This is a genomic window from Clostridium sp. YIM B02555, assembly GCF_022320955.1.
In the GTDB taxonomy this organism is placed as follows: Bacteria; Bacillota; Clostridia; order Clostridiales; family Clostridiaceae; genus Clostridium; species Clostridium saccharoperbutylacetonicum.
In genome coordinates this window covers 1-15,394 of record NZ_JAKJJY010000031.1, presented here as the reverse complement: position 1 = coordinate 15,394, position 15,394 = coordinate 1, and the positions used below count along the sequence as shown (strand labels likewise).

Below are 15,394 nucleotides of genomic sequence, written 5' to 3'. Positions count from 1 at the left end.
CTTAATAAATTAAAATTTATTTCCGCATTCAGGACAAAATTTTGGAGAACCGTTTATTTCTGTTCCACAACTTGAACACTTTTGAATTAATGAAGTTCCACATTCAGGGCAGAATTTAGTATTTTCATTTTCTATCTTATATCCACAGTTGTTACAAAGCTTTGGTTTCTCACTGCCACATTCAGGGCACACAGTTGCATCTTCTTTTAAATCAGCTCCGCATTTGTGGCAAGGGTTATATTTATCACCGCATTCAGGACAGAATTTAGCATTAATAGAGTATGAAGCACCACAATTACTGCAATTAACGTTTTCACGTTTTTTATTAGAGTCATTTTTTTGTGTATCAAAACCACAATCACTGCAAAAACGCTTTTCTTGTTCCATTTCAGTGCCACAATTTGGGCAAGTCTTTGTTATTGTAATAGTAGTAGTCATATTTTGAGTTATTATACCCATTTGATTAGCAAAGCTATTACCAAGTCCCATTCCCATTCCTAATCCAAGGCCAGCTCCCATAAATCCTGCTTGTCCAGAACTTGGGTTAGTAGCAGCTCCTTCCATTGTATCGAAGGAACGTTCTTGAGTATAATTATAGCCAACTATATCCATTTCAGCACGTTTGGCAAGTGCATCCTTTAATTTAATAACAGCATTATCATCTTCAGGTATATTAATGTCATTAACATAAAAGTTAACTAGTTTGATACCATATTCAGATAAAATTGGTACCATCTTTTCTTTTAATTGTTCAGAAAGCTCATCAAGATAAGCATTAATTTCTAAAACACTGATTTGCTTATGAACTAAATAGGAAGAAATAGCATCCTTTACTTTTGTTAAGTACAATCCTCTAAAATACTTTATAATACTGTCTTTATCAAATACAGAAAGGGTACCCACTAATTTTATTAAAAATTTTCTTGAATCTTCAATTTGAATACCAAATTGTCCAAAAGAGCGTACTGGTACAAAAATTTTATATTTAGGATCTTGCAATTGGATAGGTGTAGCAGTTCCCCATTTAACATCTAATGAATAGACTTTATTTATATACCAAACTTCTGCAGTAAATGGCGATCTGCCTCCAAATGGAAGATTAACGATTTTATTTAAAAATGGAATGTTGGCAGTTTCAAGGGTATGTCTTCCACTTGGAAATAAGTCAAGTGCTTGTCCTCCCTTAAATAAAATAGCTTCTTGAGATTCGTTAACAATAAGTTGAGTCCATGTTCCTAATTCTTCACTTGGATATTTCCAAGCAAAAGTATCTGGACCACCATTATACTTAACGACTTCTACAATTGCCATTAAAATTCCCCCTTTGTTATTAATTTTAGTAATAAATTATGTAAATAAAATTATAATAATACCTTATTTATTATACATCAAAATATAGTGATTTTGCACCATAATATTCTTTCAATTCATTATAATGTAAAATAATTATATGTGACTGAAACATGGTAAATTATGGTGTGGAAAGTTATAAAGTAAAGCAACTTAAAGTTAGTAAAAAAGATACCTCAAAAGTAAATCTTCGAGGTATCTTCCTTTCTTATGAATTTATTATCATAAGCTTTTAAATATTCATTTGAGTTCGTCTAGTTTCAATTATTTTTTCTAATTCATCAGCTGCTTTAACTACATCTTCTTCAACTATAAGTCTACCACCTGTTATATTAACAAGATCTTCTTCTAAAACTTTAGTTACAACAGGGCTACCATCTATAAATGGTGATATTGCAACATGAAGAGGTAATCCTAAAGTTAATCCAAAGGCAGCATCAGCTAATGCCTGCTCTTCAAGCCATTGAGGTGCTGATAATACTAATGGAAGTTGAGGAATATCTACACCTAGAGTTTCTGCTAGCTCAGTTGCTACCATTTCAAGTCTTCCAATAGCAAGACATGGACCAAAGTTTAGAACTGGAGGTATGCCAAGAGATTTACATACTTCTTTTAAATTATCTCCAGCAAGTTCAGCAGCACCAGGTGACATAAGTCCAACATTTTCAAGTCCTCCTGAAGAACAGCCAGCAGAAAGCACTAAGATATCTCTCTTTATCAATTCTTTAGTAAGCTCAACAGTAAATACATCGTGTCCTTTTGCAGTTAAGTTCGAACATCCTACAACTCCAGCTATACCTTTAATTTTTCCTTTTGCAATTAGATCAATAAGTCCATTCCAATTTCCACCTAAGAATTCTTTTAATGAACCTTCACTAACACCAGTTACTACATCATCATGACCATGATCTTTAGGAATATCTATTTTAACGGTCTTTCTTCTGTTTGTATAACTTTCTAATGCTTCAGATATGATTGTTTCACTTAAGTCTTCAGCTTTTTCCATATCAAATCTTATATAGTCAGCATTTTTCTTTTTAGCAACATCATCTGTACAAAGCATTTTAACTTTGAACTTTTCTGCTACAGGTTCAAGTCCAGGAATTGTACAGTTAAATTCTGAAACAATTAAGTCTATACCACCTGTTGCAAGCACTGCTTCACTTGTATAATTATTTCCTGCATGTCCAGAGAAAACTTCAGTGTAATGCTCACCTCTTAATTGCAGGTCTTGGCCAACACATGTACAACCTACTAATCTAAAGCCTTTTGCACCTGCTTCAATTGCACGTTTTTTAACATCTTCATCTATTAATCTATCTTGAAGATGTGCAATATTTGAGTGTTGGTGTCCTGTTGTCATTATATTTATATAATCTTCATCTATTACTCTAAAACCTACTTTAGCTTGTCTAATCTTTGGTGCACCAAGGATAACGTCATTTAAAAGATTAGTTAATACAAGACCATAAATACCAGTTGATATTCCAAGATTTAATGCATTAAATAACATGTCTACAGGATCACTACTTAAGTTAGTTGAAGTCTTTACTATAGCATCAAAAACTTCTGATTTAGCACCACCAGGTAAGATATTTAGTTCTTCCCACTTTTTAAATCTTGGAGTATAAGCTAGTTTTTTAACTAAGTCCATTTTTTCATGTCTTGGCTTGTATAGATCCTTTAGAACTGCATCTGCTACCTTAATAGCTTTTTGATTTATATCTGATTCAACAATCTCAAATATATTTGCAAGATTATCTAAAGTTTCTGGACTTTTTATTTTTAGATTACCTTTGCCTTCTCCAATATTTTTTAAATTTGTTGCTGTTGTTTCAACAACATGAAGATAACATGCTGAACCCGCTGCAATCGCTCTTAAAAAGTTCCTTGCAACTATAGTATCGGCATCTGCCCCACAAACACCTCTTGGTGATTTTGGAGTTATTTTACATGGCCCATTTGAACAAAGCTTACAACAAACTCCACTTTTCCCAAACTTACATTTAGCCTTTTGAGTTTCAACTCTATTAAAAGATGTTTCAAGATCTTCTTTTGATGATAAAAATTCGCATAATTTACAATCTGCTGATGTACACATTGACATAGTTTAATCGTCTCCTTAAATTTGAAAATTATAAATTAAAATATTAACTATACTTATTTGGTATAGTTTTAAGTGATTTTAAAAGGCTTTCGCCTTATGTTATTTCTTAATATAAAATTTTAAAATGTATTAGTCATTAACTATACCTATTTGGTATAAATTATAATAATACAGTTTTATAGTTTTGTCAATATTGTTATATTTTTTTAACATAATGATTGAATAAAGAATATTATATAAATAAAAATAATTTATTTGGGGTGAGTAGTTATGTTTGAACCTTTGATAACAATGCTTACTGGAATCCGAATAATGAAGAATATAAATAAAGAGAAGTTAGAAAATGCAGATGGAGATAATATTTTTGAAAAGGGAATAGCTATTGCAGGTTATGCTTATGATGCTGAACAAGATATTTTTTATTGCAATATGAACCCTTGGCAGAGAAATATGGGATATAGTCGTTTATATGATGAAACAATGGCTCCATTTGGTATGATTGTAGATTGTGAACCAATTTATTTTGAATATGATAATAAAATATGGCTAATTGAACTATGGAAAGGGCAATATGATTTAAATACTGGATGCGAAGTTGGAATATATACGGCTGCTAAACCTGCTTTAAATATCCCAGCTGCGTATAAATATATGTTTTATAATTGTGCAAATGATGAGGAACGATTACCTATGTCTTTTACTTTAAAAAAGAATGGTGAACTTCTATTTTCAAGGGATGAGGAACATTGGTGGTTGGCTGGATTTAAGCTTGGAGAATATTCAGAGCCTTCAGAATTAGAAATGAGTATTAAGATTTTTTTTAAAGACAACACTATGTGCAATTCATTTATACAAGGATTATTAAATGCAGGATATTCACAGGAGGAAATAAGCAGAAATGAAAATTCAGTAGAAATAATCTTTGATAAACCTCATACGCCACAGCCAATAACAAGAATAGAAAAAGCTGATAAATTGATACAGAAGAAAAATAAGTTATTGTGCGATAGGTATAATGATATTACAAAAATGTATGATGATATTGAAGATAAAATGCATTTTATAAAAGAGGAAGCACCGTATATTTATGAAGAAATAATAGGGAAGGCAGCCATAGTAAGGGATTTGAAAAATATGAAGGATTCTGGAATTTTGTAAGTTAATATATTATGAAGAAAGAGAATTCATTTTGGGTGAATTCTCTTTTTTATTTGGCTAAAAATATTTTAGCTAAATAATGCTACAAATACCAAGGTCAAAGTACTTACAAGTTTTATTAATACATGAAGGGATGGACCAGCAGTATCCTTAAATGGGTCTCCAACTGTATCTCCAACAACACTAGCTTTGTGGGCTTCAGAATTCTTTCCACCGTGTTCGCCCAATTCTATAAGCTTTTTTGCATTGTCCCATGCACCACCGCCATTGTTTAGGAATAGAGCCATAATTACACCTGTTATTGTAGTTATCATTAAAAAGCCAGCAGCTGATTCTTTTCCTAAGAGCATTCCAACAACAACTGGAGCACATATTACTATTATTCCAGGAAGAATCATTTCCTTTAAGGCTCCTTTAGTAACAATGTCTACGCACCGAGCATAATCAGGTTTTGCTGTGCCTTCCATTATGCCTGGAATTTCTTTAAATTGTTGCCTAACTTCAAGGATTACATATTTAGCAGCTCTTCCAACAGCACTAATTGCTGTTGAGCTAAATAGAAATACTATCATGGCTCCTATAAAGCCTCCAATAAATACTTCTGGTTTTCCTATATCAACTGAAAACCATGAGTCTAAAGGCTTTCCTAAAATTCGTTTAACTTCATCTAGGTATGCTGAGAATAGTAAGAAGGTTGCCAAAGCAGCTGATCCTACTGCATAACCTTTTGTTAATGCTTTAGTAGTGTTTCCACAAGCATCTAATCTATCTGTAACATTTCTGATTTCTTCAGGAGCTCCAGACATTTCAGTGATTCCACCTGCATTGTCAGTTATAGGTCCAAAGGTATCCATAGCAAGAATATAAGTACAGGTTGATAGCATTCCCATAGTTGCTATTGCTGTACCATATAAACCTGCATTTGCAATATTAGGTAAGGCTAATTCACTTAACTTATAAGCTGCAAATATACAAATTGAAATACATACAACAGGTAATGCAGTTGATTCCATACCAACTGATAATCCAGTTATTATATTTGTACCAGCTCCAGTTTCAGATGCATTAGCTATTTCTTTTACTGGTTTGCGAGTTATTGAAGTGTAGTAATCAGTTATAATTACAAATACATAGCTAAGTAGTATACCAGCAACTGCACAGCCATATAAATAAATTGAATTAACGCTGCCACCATTTGGAAGTGCACCTGTTAGCATGTTATTAACTACAAAATATAGAATAATTAAATTTATTATAGAAGTTACAACAAAGCCACTCTTTAAAGCTTTCATTGGATCGTCGTTATTATCTTTAACCTTTACGGTAAAAATACCTACTATTGAAGCTAAAATACCAAGAGCACGTGCTACAAGAGGGAATAGTATGCCTTTCCAACCAAAGATAGGATATAGTGCAACACCAAGGACCATAGCACCGACATTTTCAGCGGCTGTTGATTCAAAAAGGTCAGCACCTCTTCCTGCACAGTCACCAACATTATCACCAACAAGGTCAGCGATAACTGCAGGATTTCTTGGATCATCCTCAGGAATACCAGCTTCAACTTTTCCAACAAGGTCAGCGCCAACATCAGCAGCTTTTGTATATATACCTCCACCAAGTTGTGCAAATAGTGCAACGAAGGATGCACCAAAACCAAATCCAACTAAAAGAGATGGAGCTTCTTTTATAAGAGTATCGTTACCTGAACCTCCTCCATATAAGAGAAATAAAGTTGCAACACCTAAAAGAGATAGTGCTGTAACAGCTAGTCCAGTAACTGCGCCTCCTTTTAAAGCTATTTGAAGAGCATTGTTTAATCCTTTTTTTGCACCAGCAGCAGCTCTTATGTTTGAATTAACTGCCATATACATACCAATATATCCTGATAAGGCAGAACAGAATGCACCTGTTATAAATGCTATTCCAGTATGAAATGAAATAGATATAGCTGTGCTAGAGCCTTTACTTGTATTACCAAAGTAATTAGATAATATTATTAAAAATAAAGCTAGAATTGATAACATGAATATAGTTTTATACTGTCTTTTAATGAACGCCATTGCACCTTCTTTAATGTAGGTTGATATTTCCTGCATTTCAGTTGTGCCTTTATCTTGTGCAAATGTGTACTTTACCAAGTAGACGATTACCATAAGTGAGATAATAATAACACTATAAATGAGTATAAAATATGGTACCATTGAAAACATCCCCTTTATTTTTATGATAAAAATATATTGTACACTTATATTATACAATAAAATATTCAGAAAATTACAAAAGTTTTCACTTTTTTCTACAAAAAGCATATAAAAAAAGAAATAGATATATATAGAAAATTTTAGGTAATCCATAAATAGCTATTTCTAAAGGGGTTAAGGTACTATAAATTTAAATTTTATAAATAATTTATTAAAATTTAGGATCTATTTCATTAATTTGAATTCTTCTTAAATCTTTTAATCTTAAATGAGTTTTTTCCATTATGGAATCCCAAGACTCACCATCAATCATCATTTTCTTAGCTTTGTCATGTAGTGAACTATTTTCTTCTTTATTCATAAATTTGACCTCCTAAATAAATAATCTATATGCTAATAGTGTTTCTTATAGGTTAAGAAGATATTCAGTTTAAATCAAAGTTTCAATGTTATACAAAAACACAATAATAAAAGACCGATAAATTTTATCAGCCTTTTATTAAAAATTTAATTAAATTTTTTATTCTCCAAGATAAGCACTCTTAATACTTTCATCATTAAGAAGTACTTGTGCATCTCCAGACTTAACTATTCTTCCTGTTTCAAGAACATAAGCTCTATCTGCAATAGCTAATGCCATATTTGCATTTTGCTCAACCAAAAGTATAGTAGTCCCTGATTTATTGATTTCAACAATTGTATCAAAGATATCTTTAACCACAAGAGGCGCAAGTCCCATTGAAGGTTCATCTAAGATTAACATTTCCGGTCTATTCATAAGAGCTCTTCCTATTGCAAGCATTTGCTGTTCACCACCAGAAAGTGTACCTGCTTGTTGTTTTATTCTTTCTTTTAATCTTGGAAATTTAGCAAAGACCATCTCCAAGTCTTGCTTTATTCCAGCTTTATCTTTTCTTAAATAAGCACCCAACTCTAGATTTTCTAAAACCGTTAACTGAGGGAAAACTCTTCTTCCTTCAGGTATATGTGAAAGACCTAAAGAAACTATTTTATTAGCTGGAGTTCTACTTAATTCTGAATTTTTAAAAGTAACCTTACCTGACTTTATAGGTTGAAGTCCTGATATAGCTCTAAGGGTAGAAGTCTTGCCAGCACCATTGGCGCCTATTAATGTTACTATTTCACCTTGTTTTACTTCAAGGGAAATATCCCTTAGGGCATGAATTACACCATAATATAGATTAATATTTTCTACTTTAAGCATTTTTTAAGCCCCCTCTCCAAGATAAGCTTCAATTACCTTAGGGTTGTTTTTAATTTCCTCAGGGGTACCTTCAGCTATTTTCTTTCCGTAATCAAGAACAGCAATTTTATCACAAATTCCCATAACTAGTTTCATATCATGTTCAATTAAAAGAATTGAAATATTAAATTTTTCTTTAATCCAGTCTATAAGTTCAGTAAGCTCTACTGTTTCTTGAGGATTCATACCAGCAGCAGGTTCATCTAATAATAAAAGAGATGGCTCAGCTGCTAAGGCTCTTACAATTTCAAGTTTTCTTTGCTCTCCATAAGGAAGATTGCTAGCTAATTCATCTTTTTTTCCATCAAGAGAAAAGACTTTTAATAATTCAATGCTCTTATCTATAATTTCAGCTTCAGTTTTTCTAAATTTAGGAGTTCTAAAGATAGAATCAAATAGAGAATAATTTATTCTATAGTTAAAACTTACTTTTACATTATCAAGAACAGAAAGATGAGAAAATAGACGTATATTTTGAAAGGTTCTAGCTATTTTCTTTTGAGTGATATTGTATGGTTTAAGACCTTGAATCTTTTCCCCAAGATAGGATATAGTACCCTCAGTTGGAGTATAAACGCCAGTTAACATGTTAAATACAGTAGTTTTACCAGCACCATTAGGTCCAATAAGTCCAACAATTTCTTTTTCATTTATAGTAAGATTAAAATCTGAAACTGCCTTTAATCCACCGAATACAATTGATAAATTTTGAACTTCTAACATTGAATTATGCCTCCTCTCTGTCCTTTGACTTTTTACTTGGTATTATTTTGCCGAAGATTTTAAGAGAAATTTCCTTATCTCCAAGCAATCCTTCAGGTCTGAATATCATAAGAAGTATTAAAGCTAATGGATAAATAACCATTCTGAAATCACCCATGCTTCTTAAAAGTTCTGGTAAGAAAGTTAACATTATAGCTGAAATAATTGAACCAGATAAAGATCCCATACCACCAAATACAACGAAAGTTAAATAATCAATTGATTTGTTAAAGTCGAAAAGATCTGGTTTTATATAACCTGAATAATGAGCATATAGTCCTCCAGCAAGTCCAGCAAAAAATGCAGCTATAATAAATGCCATCATTTTATATTTTAATGCGTTGATTCCCATAGATTCAGCAGCTATTTCATTTTCACGAATTGAAAGCATTGCTCTCCCTTGCGATGAATTAATTATATTCTTTATTATAACTATGCTGGCCACCATAAAGACAAAAGCAACTGTAAAAGTAGTTTTTGTTGGTATACCAGTAAGTCCACGCGCCCCACCAACTGTATCAATATTCATAATTACTATTTGGATAATTTGACAAAAGGCTAAGGTAGTTATTGCAAAATAGTCACCTGTAAGCTTTAGTGTAGGATATCCAACTAATGCTGCTAATATACATGCAATTACTGCACCAATAATAATTGAAACAACAAAGGGCATGTGTGCTTTTTGTGTAACCATAGCAGATACATATGCGCCTATTGACATAAAACCAGCATGTCCTAAACATAATTGTCCTGTAAATCCAACAATTAAATTTAGTGATACTGCTAAGATAACATTAATTAAAGCAAAAGTAATAATTCCTTTGTAATATGAGTTAATGGCACCAGCACTTATTAAACCAAACAATACTCCATAAGTTATTAAAACTCCGGCAGCAATACATATATTCTTTTTATTAAACAAATTCTTCATAATTAACACCTACACTTTCACATTGGTCTTTTTACCCAATAGACCAGAAGGCTTAATTAAAAGTATTATAATTAAAATTGCAAAAACTATTGCATCAGAGAAGTTGGTTGAGATATAAGCTTTAGAAAAAGTTTCAAGTAAGCCTATAGCAAGTCCACCAACAAGGGCTCCTGGTATACTTCCAATTCCACCAAGTACTGCAGCAACGAAAGCTTTAAGCCCAGGCATAGCTCCCATATAAGGAGTAATGCTAGGGTAAGATATTGCAACTAAAACTCCAGCTATACCAGCTAAGGCAGAGCCAATAGCGAAGGTAAGTGAAATAGTGTTATCAACATTTATACCCATAAGAGAAGCAGCTTCCATATCTTGAGAAGAGGCTCTCATAGCTTTTCCAACTTTAGTTTTGTAAACAATAAATTGTAGTAAAACAACAAGAAGTGCAGAAACTCCAAACATTAATATTGTCTTCATATCAATTTGAATAGCACCTATATTAATACTCCCAGCATTAATTAAATCAGGGAATGGTTTTGGATTAGATCCAACTAATAATCTCATAGCATTTTGTAAGAATAAAGAAACACCAATTGCTGTAATAAGTAATGCAATTCTTGGAGAATTTCTAAGTGGTTTATAAGCAACCTTCTCTATGATTATTCCTGCTAATGCTGAAACTGCCATAGCAACTAATAATGTTGGGATTAATGGCAATTTTAATGTTGAAGCACAATAGAAGCCTGAAAAGGCTCCTATCATATAAATTTCACCATGAGCAAAGTTTATTAACTGTATGATTCCATATACCATTGTATATCCTAATGCTAGGAGGGCATATACGCTACCTAAAGCTAAACCATTAATGATTTGTTGTATAAATTCCATTGTATATTCCTCCTTTTTTTAATGATTAAGGATTAACTTTACCAGCTAAAACTTTCTTATCTCCATCAACTTTAATAATTGCAGCACTCTTTATAGCACTTCTGTCACTACCAAATTTGATGTTACCAGTAACACTGTTCATTTCCATTCCAGCTAAAGCATCTTTAATAGCGGCACCATCTGTTTTGCCAGCTTTTTCGATTGCTTTTACTAATATTTTAGAAGTGTCATATGAAAGAGCAGCGAAAGCATCTGGTTCTTTGTTATATTCTTTCTTGTATGATTCAACGAATTTCTTTACATTTTCATCTGAGTCTCCAGAGTAGTAGTGATTGATATATAATGCACCATCCACAGCTTTTCCACCGATTTTAGTTAATTCTTCTGATTCCCATCCATCTCCGCCTAGGAATTGAGAAGTTATTCCCATATCTCTAGCTTGTTTAGCAATAAGACCAACAACATTGTAGTAATCAGGTAATACTATTACATCTGGATTTAAGCTTTTAATTTTAGTTAATTGAGCTTTAAAGTCAGTATCTTTATCATTGTAAGTTAAGAATTCACCAACTTGTCCACCAGCACCTTCAAATTTTGCTTTAAAGCTGTCAGCTATTCCTTTTGAGTAATCTGAACCAGAATTATATAAAACTGCAGCAGTTTTCTTTCCTAATTTTTCAGTTGCATATTTAGCAAGAACATCACCTTGGAAAGAGTCTACAAAACAACCTCTAAACATATAATCTCCACCAACTTTAGTTATTGTTGGTTCTGTAGCTGTTGGAGTTATCATAGGAATTTGCTTTGATGTTGCATTTGGAGCAACTGCAAGTGTTGCACCTGATGTAACAGGTCCTAAAATCGCACATACTTTTTCATCATCAACAAGTTTATTGAAAGCTTGCATCGATGAGTTTGGATCAGCTTGGTCATCTTCAAAAACAAATTTGATTTTCTTACCGTTAATTCCGCCAGCATCATTAACTTCTTTTTCTAATAATTGAGCACCTTCTTTAACTGAAACCCCATAAGTAGATGCTGCCCCAGATAATGGACCAATGGCACCGATTTTTATAGTATCTCCATTGCTTCCGCCTCCAGCTGTATTTCCACTACAACCAGCTAAAAGAGTAACAGCCATAGCGGAAATTAATATTCCCGATAATAAATTTTTTTTCATATATTTATCCCCCTTTAATTTAAACAATAATATTAAAATGATAATTAATTTCGAAATATGTTGATAAAATATTATAAAGTTATCATATATATTGTTGATATAATAACATATGCAAGTGATTATTACAAGATTGATATTTAATATTTTATATAAAAAATAATAAAACGGAGATAAAAACGTTATCATATATAACAAAACAGTGAAAAATAATGTTATGTTAAATAGAGTTGAAGAATAAAAAGGGTTGAAGCACTTATTTAGATTATAGAATATGAATTATTTCGTGCATCTGTTATGGTATTATTAAACTAATATCAATACTTAAATTATATTTAAAGCGAAGATGGTGAAATTAATTGGATAAAGATAAATTAGATGATAATAATTATAAAAAGTACTTCTACTACATTAAGTATCCTGTGTTTGAAGAAGCTTTATGCAAGCTGGAGATTAAGTGTCTTTTCAGAGAAACTCTAAGTGAAAAATACTTGTTTTCAGATTTTTACATTTGCCCGTCAAGGAGTCCTTTTATAAAAGAAATGATATCAGTTGTATATGAAGAGGATTCATTAGAGCAAATAATGAAAAATATCATAGGGGATAAATTAGCATATGATAATTTTAAGGTTTGTTACTTAAGAACAGAATATGGGGATATAGATTATGAGGAAAGACTTAAAAGCTTGAGTCAAATTGGATTTGTAATAACAGGGGAACCAGAAATTCACAATCCTAAGATTATTCTTGGGATTACAAGGATTAATGGAAAGTGGATATTTGGTAAGTATGAGAAAAATGATTATGAGTGGCATATTCATGATAAGAAACCCTACTCATATTCGAATTCTTTGAGCGTGAGAGTGGCTAGAGCACTAGTAAATATAGCAGTTAGAAACAACTTGGAGTTAAAGTTAATAGATCCATGTTGCGGAGTAGGGACAGTTATTCTTGAAGCTCTTTCAATGGAGATTAATGTTGTTGGATGTGAACTCAATATGAGTATTGCAGAAAATGCTAAGAAAAACTTAAAATTCTATGGTTATGAAGATGTAATAACTAATGGGGATATGAATGAAATAGAAGAGAGGTACGATGTTGCAATTATAGATTTGCCATATGGTTTATTTACACCAACGACAATAGAGGAGCAAACAGCTCTTATCAGAAGTGCACGTAAAATTAGTGATAGATTAGTCTTAGTTACTTTTGAGGATATGGATAATTATATTATGGATGCAGGATTTAAAATTGTTGATAAATCATATGTCTGTAAAGGAAAATTTAAGAGATATATAAATGTTTGTGAGTAAAAGTTGATTGGTATCATTTTAATGTATGGGTACATTTGCATTGTATCCATACATATTTTATTATAAGGGTAATTCAAAAAGGGGGGATTTATGTATTATGGAAAGAGAATCAATAAATAAAAATCTTGCTCAAATGTTAAAGGGTGGCGTTATTATGGATGTCACAAACAAAGAAGAGGCTATAATTGCAGAAAAAGCTGGGGCATGTGCAGTAATGGCTCTTGAAAGAGTTCCTTCAGATATAAGAAAAGAAGGTGGAGTTGCCAGGATGTCAGATCCTAAAATGATTAAGGAGATTCAGGAGGCAGTATCTATTCCAGTTATGGCTAAAGTCAGAATAGGGCATTTTGTGGAAGCTCAAATATTAGAAGCTCTGAATATTGACTTCATAGATGAAAGCGAAGTACTTACGCCTGCAGATGATAAATACCATATAAATAAAGAAACTTTTAAAGTTCCGTTTGTTTGTGGTGCAACGAATATTGGCGAAGCACTAAGAAGAATTGGTGAAGGTTCATCAATGATAAGAACTAAAGGTGAAGCAGGTACAGGAGATATAGTACAAGCAGTTAAGCATATGAGAACGATGACTGAGGAAATAAAGAAAATACAAAGTTCATCAAAAGAAGAGTTAATGACTTTAGCTAAAAATTTTGGAGCACCATATGAGTTAATTAAATACGTTTGGGAAAATGGTAAATTACCTGTTGTTAACTTCGCAGCCGGAGGAATTGCAACGCCAGCAGATGCAGCTCTTATGATGCAGTTAGGCAGTGATGGTGTATTTGTGGGTTCAGGAATATTTAAATCTGATAATCCAGAAAAAAGAGCAAGAGCTATTGTATTGGCTACTACTTATTATAATGATTCTGAAAAATTAGCAGAAGTTTCTGCAGATTTAGGAAATGCAATGAGTGGAATCTCAGCAGAAGAGGTAAAGACTCAATATGCTGAAAGAGGATGGTAAAATGAAGGTTGGGGTTTTGTCTCTGCAGGGGGATGTTTTAGAGCATTTAAATCAGATAAAGCATTTAGGACATATAGGAGTTGAAGTTAAGAAGGAAAAAGATTTAAATGATATTGATGCAATAATATTGCCAGGAGGAGAAAGTACAACTATTGGAAAACTATTGAAAATAACAGGATTAATGGAACCATTAAGGAATAAAATAAGAAATGGACTTCCAACTTGGGGAACATGTGCAGGAATGATATTATTGGCAGATGAGATAGAAGGGCAAGAAGAATATCTTAAAGTAATGAATATTAAAGTAAGAAGAAATGCATTTGGAACTCAAATAGATAGTTTTAGAGTTTATGAATCAATTAGTACAGTATCTGAAGAAAAAATAGAACTTGTTTTTATTAGAGCACCATATATAGTAGATGTAAAAGAAACTGTAGAAGTATTATGTAAGATAGATAATAATATAGTAGCTGCAAGAGAAGGAAATATTGTAGTCACTTCTTTTCATCCTGAAGTAACAGATGATTTAAGATTTTTGGATTACTTTTTGACAACCAGCTGCATGAATTATGGATAAGGATTTGTAATATAGGCTATAATAAATGTTTTATATATGGTGGTACTGTTAATATAACGTTAATAATAGCAAGAGGCTATTTTTATAATATATATTTATAGCAATATAATTATAGAAAAATAAACTATTGAAATATATATTTTGCACAGCGATTAAGCAGTTCTAAAATATATTTCAGTAGTTTTTTTTGTTTTATTAGAATTATAGGAGTATTAAAAGATTTATAAACTAAAGAAATTGGTATAAGGAGTCGAGGAAAGGAAGATTAATGAGAAAAGATGATAGAATAGATTTTAAGCTGATATTATGGATGTAAACTCTTATAGTAAGCAATTAACTCTGCGGGGTGTATCAATATGAGGATAATTAAGAAAAGTGAAGAATATTAGTGAATTATAAATCTAAATTAAAATTATGAGTGATTTAATTGCAATTTGGCTAAGTGGATATGTTAAGATAAAACACGTCGCTGAGAGCGGTAAACAACTAAAGCAAATGAACAAATAGCTCACAAATAAAGAGCTAAAAAAGATTTTGAAAAAGTTGTTGACAAGCTTGAAAGTAAGTGATAAGATAAACGAGTCGCTTGTGAGTGACAAAAAGAAACAAGATATTACAACGAAAGTTGTAAGAAAGAAAATGGTCTTTGAAAATTGAACAGAATAAGATAAATACATTTAAGTAAACCAGCAATTTTTA

General features: G+C 31.9%; 13 protein-coding genes. 4 read left to right on the top strand and 9 right to left on the bottom strand.

What is annotated here, in order from left to right; translation table 11 throughout:
- Positions 1 to 9: 9 nt before the first annotated feature.
- Positions 10 to 1,311, bottom strand: a complete 1,302-nt coding sequence (locus tag L3B98_RS26525) for an SPFH domain-containing protein (protein ID WP_077366683.1) — start codon at positions 1,309 to 1,311, stop codon at positions 10 to 12.
- A 271-nt stretch (positions 1,312 to 1,582) separates the two neighbouring features.
- A complete protein-coding gene (cooS, locus tag L3B98_RS26520) occupies positions 1,583 to 3,457 on the bottom strand; it encodes an anaerobic carbon-monoxide dehydrogenase catalytic subunit (protein WP_077366682.1) in 1,875 nt (624 codons plus the stop codon).
- Positions 3,458 to 3,727: 270 nt separating this feature from the next.
- Between cooS and L3B98_RS26515 the strand changes: the two genes are divergently transcribed.
- Complete coding sequence (locus tag L3B98_RS26515; RefSeq protein WP_077366681.1) at positions 3,728 to 4,615, top strand: DUF4474 domain-containing protein; 888 nt, start codon at positions 3,728 to 3,730, stop codon at positions 4,613 to 4,615.
- Positions 4,616 to 4,683: 68 nt separating this feature from the next.
- Here L3B98_RS26515 and L3B98_RS26510 read toward each other — a convergent pair whose 3' ends face one another.
- The 7 genes from L3B98_RS26510 to L3B98_RS26480 all read right to left on the bottom strand — a co-directional run bounded on the left by L3B98_RS26510 (position 4,684) and on the right by L3B98_RS26480 (position 11,841).
- Positions 4,684 to 6,819: a sodium-translocating pyrophosphatase gene (locus L3B98_RS26510; RefSeq protein ID WP_238918916.1), complete on the bottom strand. Its 2,136-nt coding sequence runs from the start codon at positions 6,817 to 6,819 to the stop codon at positions 4,684 to 4,686.
- 211 nt (positions 6,820 to 7,030) lie between these two features.
- The gene (locus tag L3B98_RS26505) at positions 7,031 to 7,180 is read right to left on the bottom strand and encodes a hypothetical protein (protein WP_015395792.1); all 150 of its coding nucleotides are present in this window, start codon (positions 7,178 to 7,180) and stop codon (positions 7,031 to 7,033) included.
- Between the two features lie 159 nt (positions 7,181 to 7,339).
- A complete protein-coding gene (locus L3B98_RS26500) occupies positions 7,340 to 8,044 on the bottom strand; it encodes an ABC transporter ATP-binding protein (RefSeq protein WP_238918915.1) in 705 nt (234 codons plus the stop codon).
- A 3-nt stretch (positions 8,045 to 8,047) separates the two neighbouring features.
- Positions 8,048 to 8,806 carry an ABC transporter ATP-binding protein gene (locus L3B98_RS26495; protein WP_015395790.1) on the bottom strand — a complete coding sequence of 253 codons (759 nt, stop codon included), beginning with the start codon at positions 8,804 to 8,806 and terminating at the stop codon, positions 8,048 to 8,050.
- Positions 8,807 to 8,810: 4 nt separating this feature from the next.
- Positions 8,811 to 9,776 (bottom strand): branched-chain amino acid ABC transporter permease, encoded by a 966-nt coding sequence (locus L3B98_RS26490; protein WP_238918914.1) that lies wholly within the window; start codon positions 9,774 to 9,776, stop codon positions 8,811 to 8,813.
- 9 nt (positions 9,777 to 9,785) lie between these two features.
- Positions 9,786 to 10,661, bottom strand: a complete 876-nt coding sequence (locus tag L3B98_RS26485) for a branched-chain amino acid ABC transporter permease (RefSeq protein WP_015395788.1) — start codon at positions 10,659 to 10,661, stop codon at positions 9,786 to 9,788.
- 25 nt (positions 10,662 to 10,686) lie between these two features.
- A complete protein-coding gene (locus tag L3B98_RS26480; protein ID WP_238918913.1) occupies positions 10,687 to 11,841 on the bottom strand; it encodes an ABC transporter substrate-binding protein in 1,155 nt (384 codons plus the stop codon).
- Positions 11,842 to 12,197: 356 nt separating this feature from the next.
- Between L3B98_RS26480 and L3B98_RS26475 the strand changes: the two genes are divergently transcribed.
- The 3 genes from L3B98_RS26475 (at position 12,198) to pdxT (ending at position 14,695) form a co-directional block, all read left to right on the top strand.
- On the top strand, positions 12,198 to 13,151 hold the full coding sequence (locus tag L3B98_RS26475; RefSeq protein ID WP_238918912.1) for an SAM-dependent methyltransferase: 954 nt from the start codon (positions 12,198 to 12,200) through the stop codon (positions 13,149 to 13,151).
- Between the two features lie 97 nt (positions 13,152 to 13,248).
- Positions 13,249 to 14,118, top strand: coding sequence for a pyridoxal 5'-phosphate synthase lyase subunit PdxS (pdxS, locus tag L3B98_RS26470; RefSeq protein WP_238918911.1), 870 nt, complete (start codon positions 13,249 to 13,251; stop codon positions 14,116 to 14,118).
- Position 14,119: 1 nt separating this feature from the next.
- Positions 14,120 to 14,695 (top strand): pyridoxal 5'-phosphate synthase glutaminase subunit PdxT, encoded by a 576-nt coding sequence (gene pdxT / locus L3B98_RS26465; protein ID WP_077366677.1) that lies wholly within the window; start codon positions 14,120 to 14,122, stop codon positions 14,693 to 14,695.
- The last annotated feature ends 699 nt before the right edge of the window (positions 14,696 to 15,394 follow it).

What these genes read in the sequence shown, in the direction of transcription:
- L3B98_RS26525 (WP_077366683.1), bottom strand. Translation starts at nt 1,311, where the DNA reads ATGGCAATTGTAGAAGTCGTTAAGTATAATGGTGGTCCAGATACTTTT.
- cooS (WP_077366682.1), bottom strand. Translation starts at nt 3,457, where the DNA reads ATGTCAATGTGTACATCAGCAGATTGTAAATTATGCGAATTTTTATCA.
- L3B98_RS26515 (WP_077366681.1), top strand. Translation starts at nt 3,728, where the DNA reads ATGTTTGAACCTTTGATAACAATGCTTACTGGAATCCGAATAATGAAG.
- L3B98_RS26510 (WP_238918916.1), bottom strand. Translation starts at nt 6,819, where the DNA reads ATGGTACCATATTTTATACTCATTTATAGTGTTATTATTATCTCACTT.
- L3B98_RS26505 (WP_015395792.1), bottom strand. Translation starts at nt 7,180, where the DNA reads ATGAATAAAGAAGAAAATAGTTCACTACATGACAAAGCTAAGAAAATG.
- L3B98_RS26500 (WP_238918915.1), bottom strand. Translation starts at nt 8,044, where the DNA reads ATGCTTAAAGTAGAAAATATTAATCTATATTATGGTGTAATTCATGCC.
- L3B98_RS26495 (WP_015395790.1), bottom strand. Translation starts at nt 8,806, where the DNA reads ATGTTAGAAGTTCAAAATTTATCAATTGTATTCGGTGGATTAAAGGCA.
- L3B98_RS26490 (WP_238918914.1), bottom strand. Translation starts at nt 9,776, where the DNA reads ATGAAGAATTTGTTTAATAAAAAGAATATATGTATTGCTGCCGGAGTT.
- L3B98_RS26485 (WP_015395788.1), bottom strand. Translation starts at nt 10,661, where the DNA reads ATGGAATTTATACAACAAATCATTAATGGTTTAGCTTTAGGTAGCGTA.
- L3B98_RS26480 (WP_238918913.1), bottom strand. Translation starts at nt 11,841, where the DNA reads ATGAAAAAAAATTTATTATCGGGAATATTAATTTCCGCTATGGCTGTT.
- pdxS (WP_238918911.1), top strand. Translation starts at nt 13,249, where the DNA reads ATGGAAAGAGAATCAATAAATAAAAATCTTGCTCAAATGTTAAAGGGT.
- pdxT (WP_077366677.1), top strand. Translation starts at nt 14,120, where the DNA reads ATGAAGGTTGGGGTTTTGTCTCTGCAGGGGGATGTTTTAGAGCATTTA.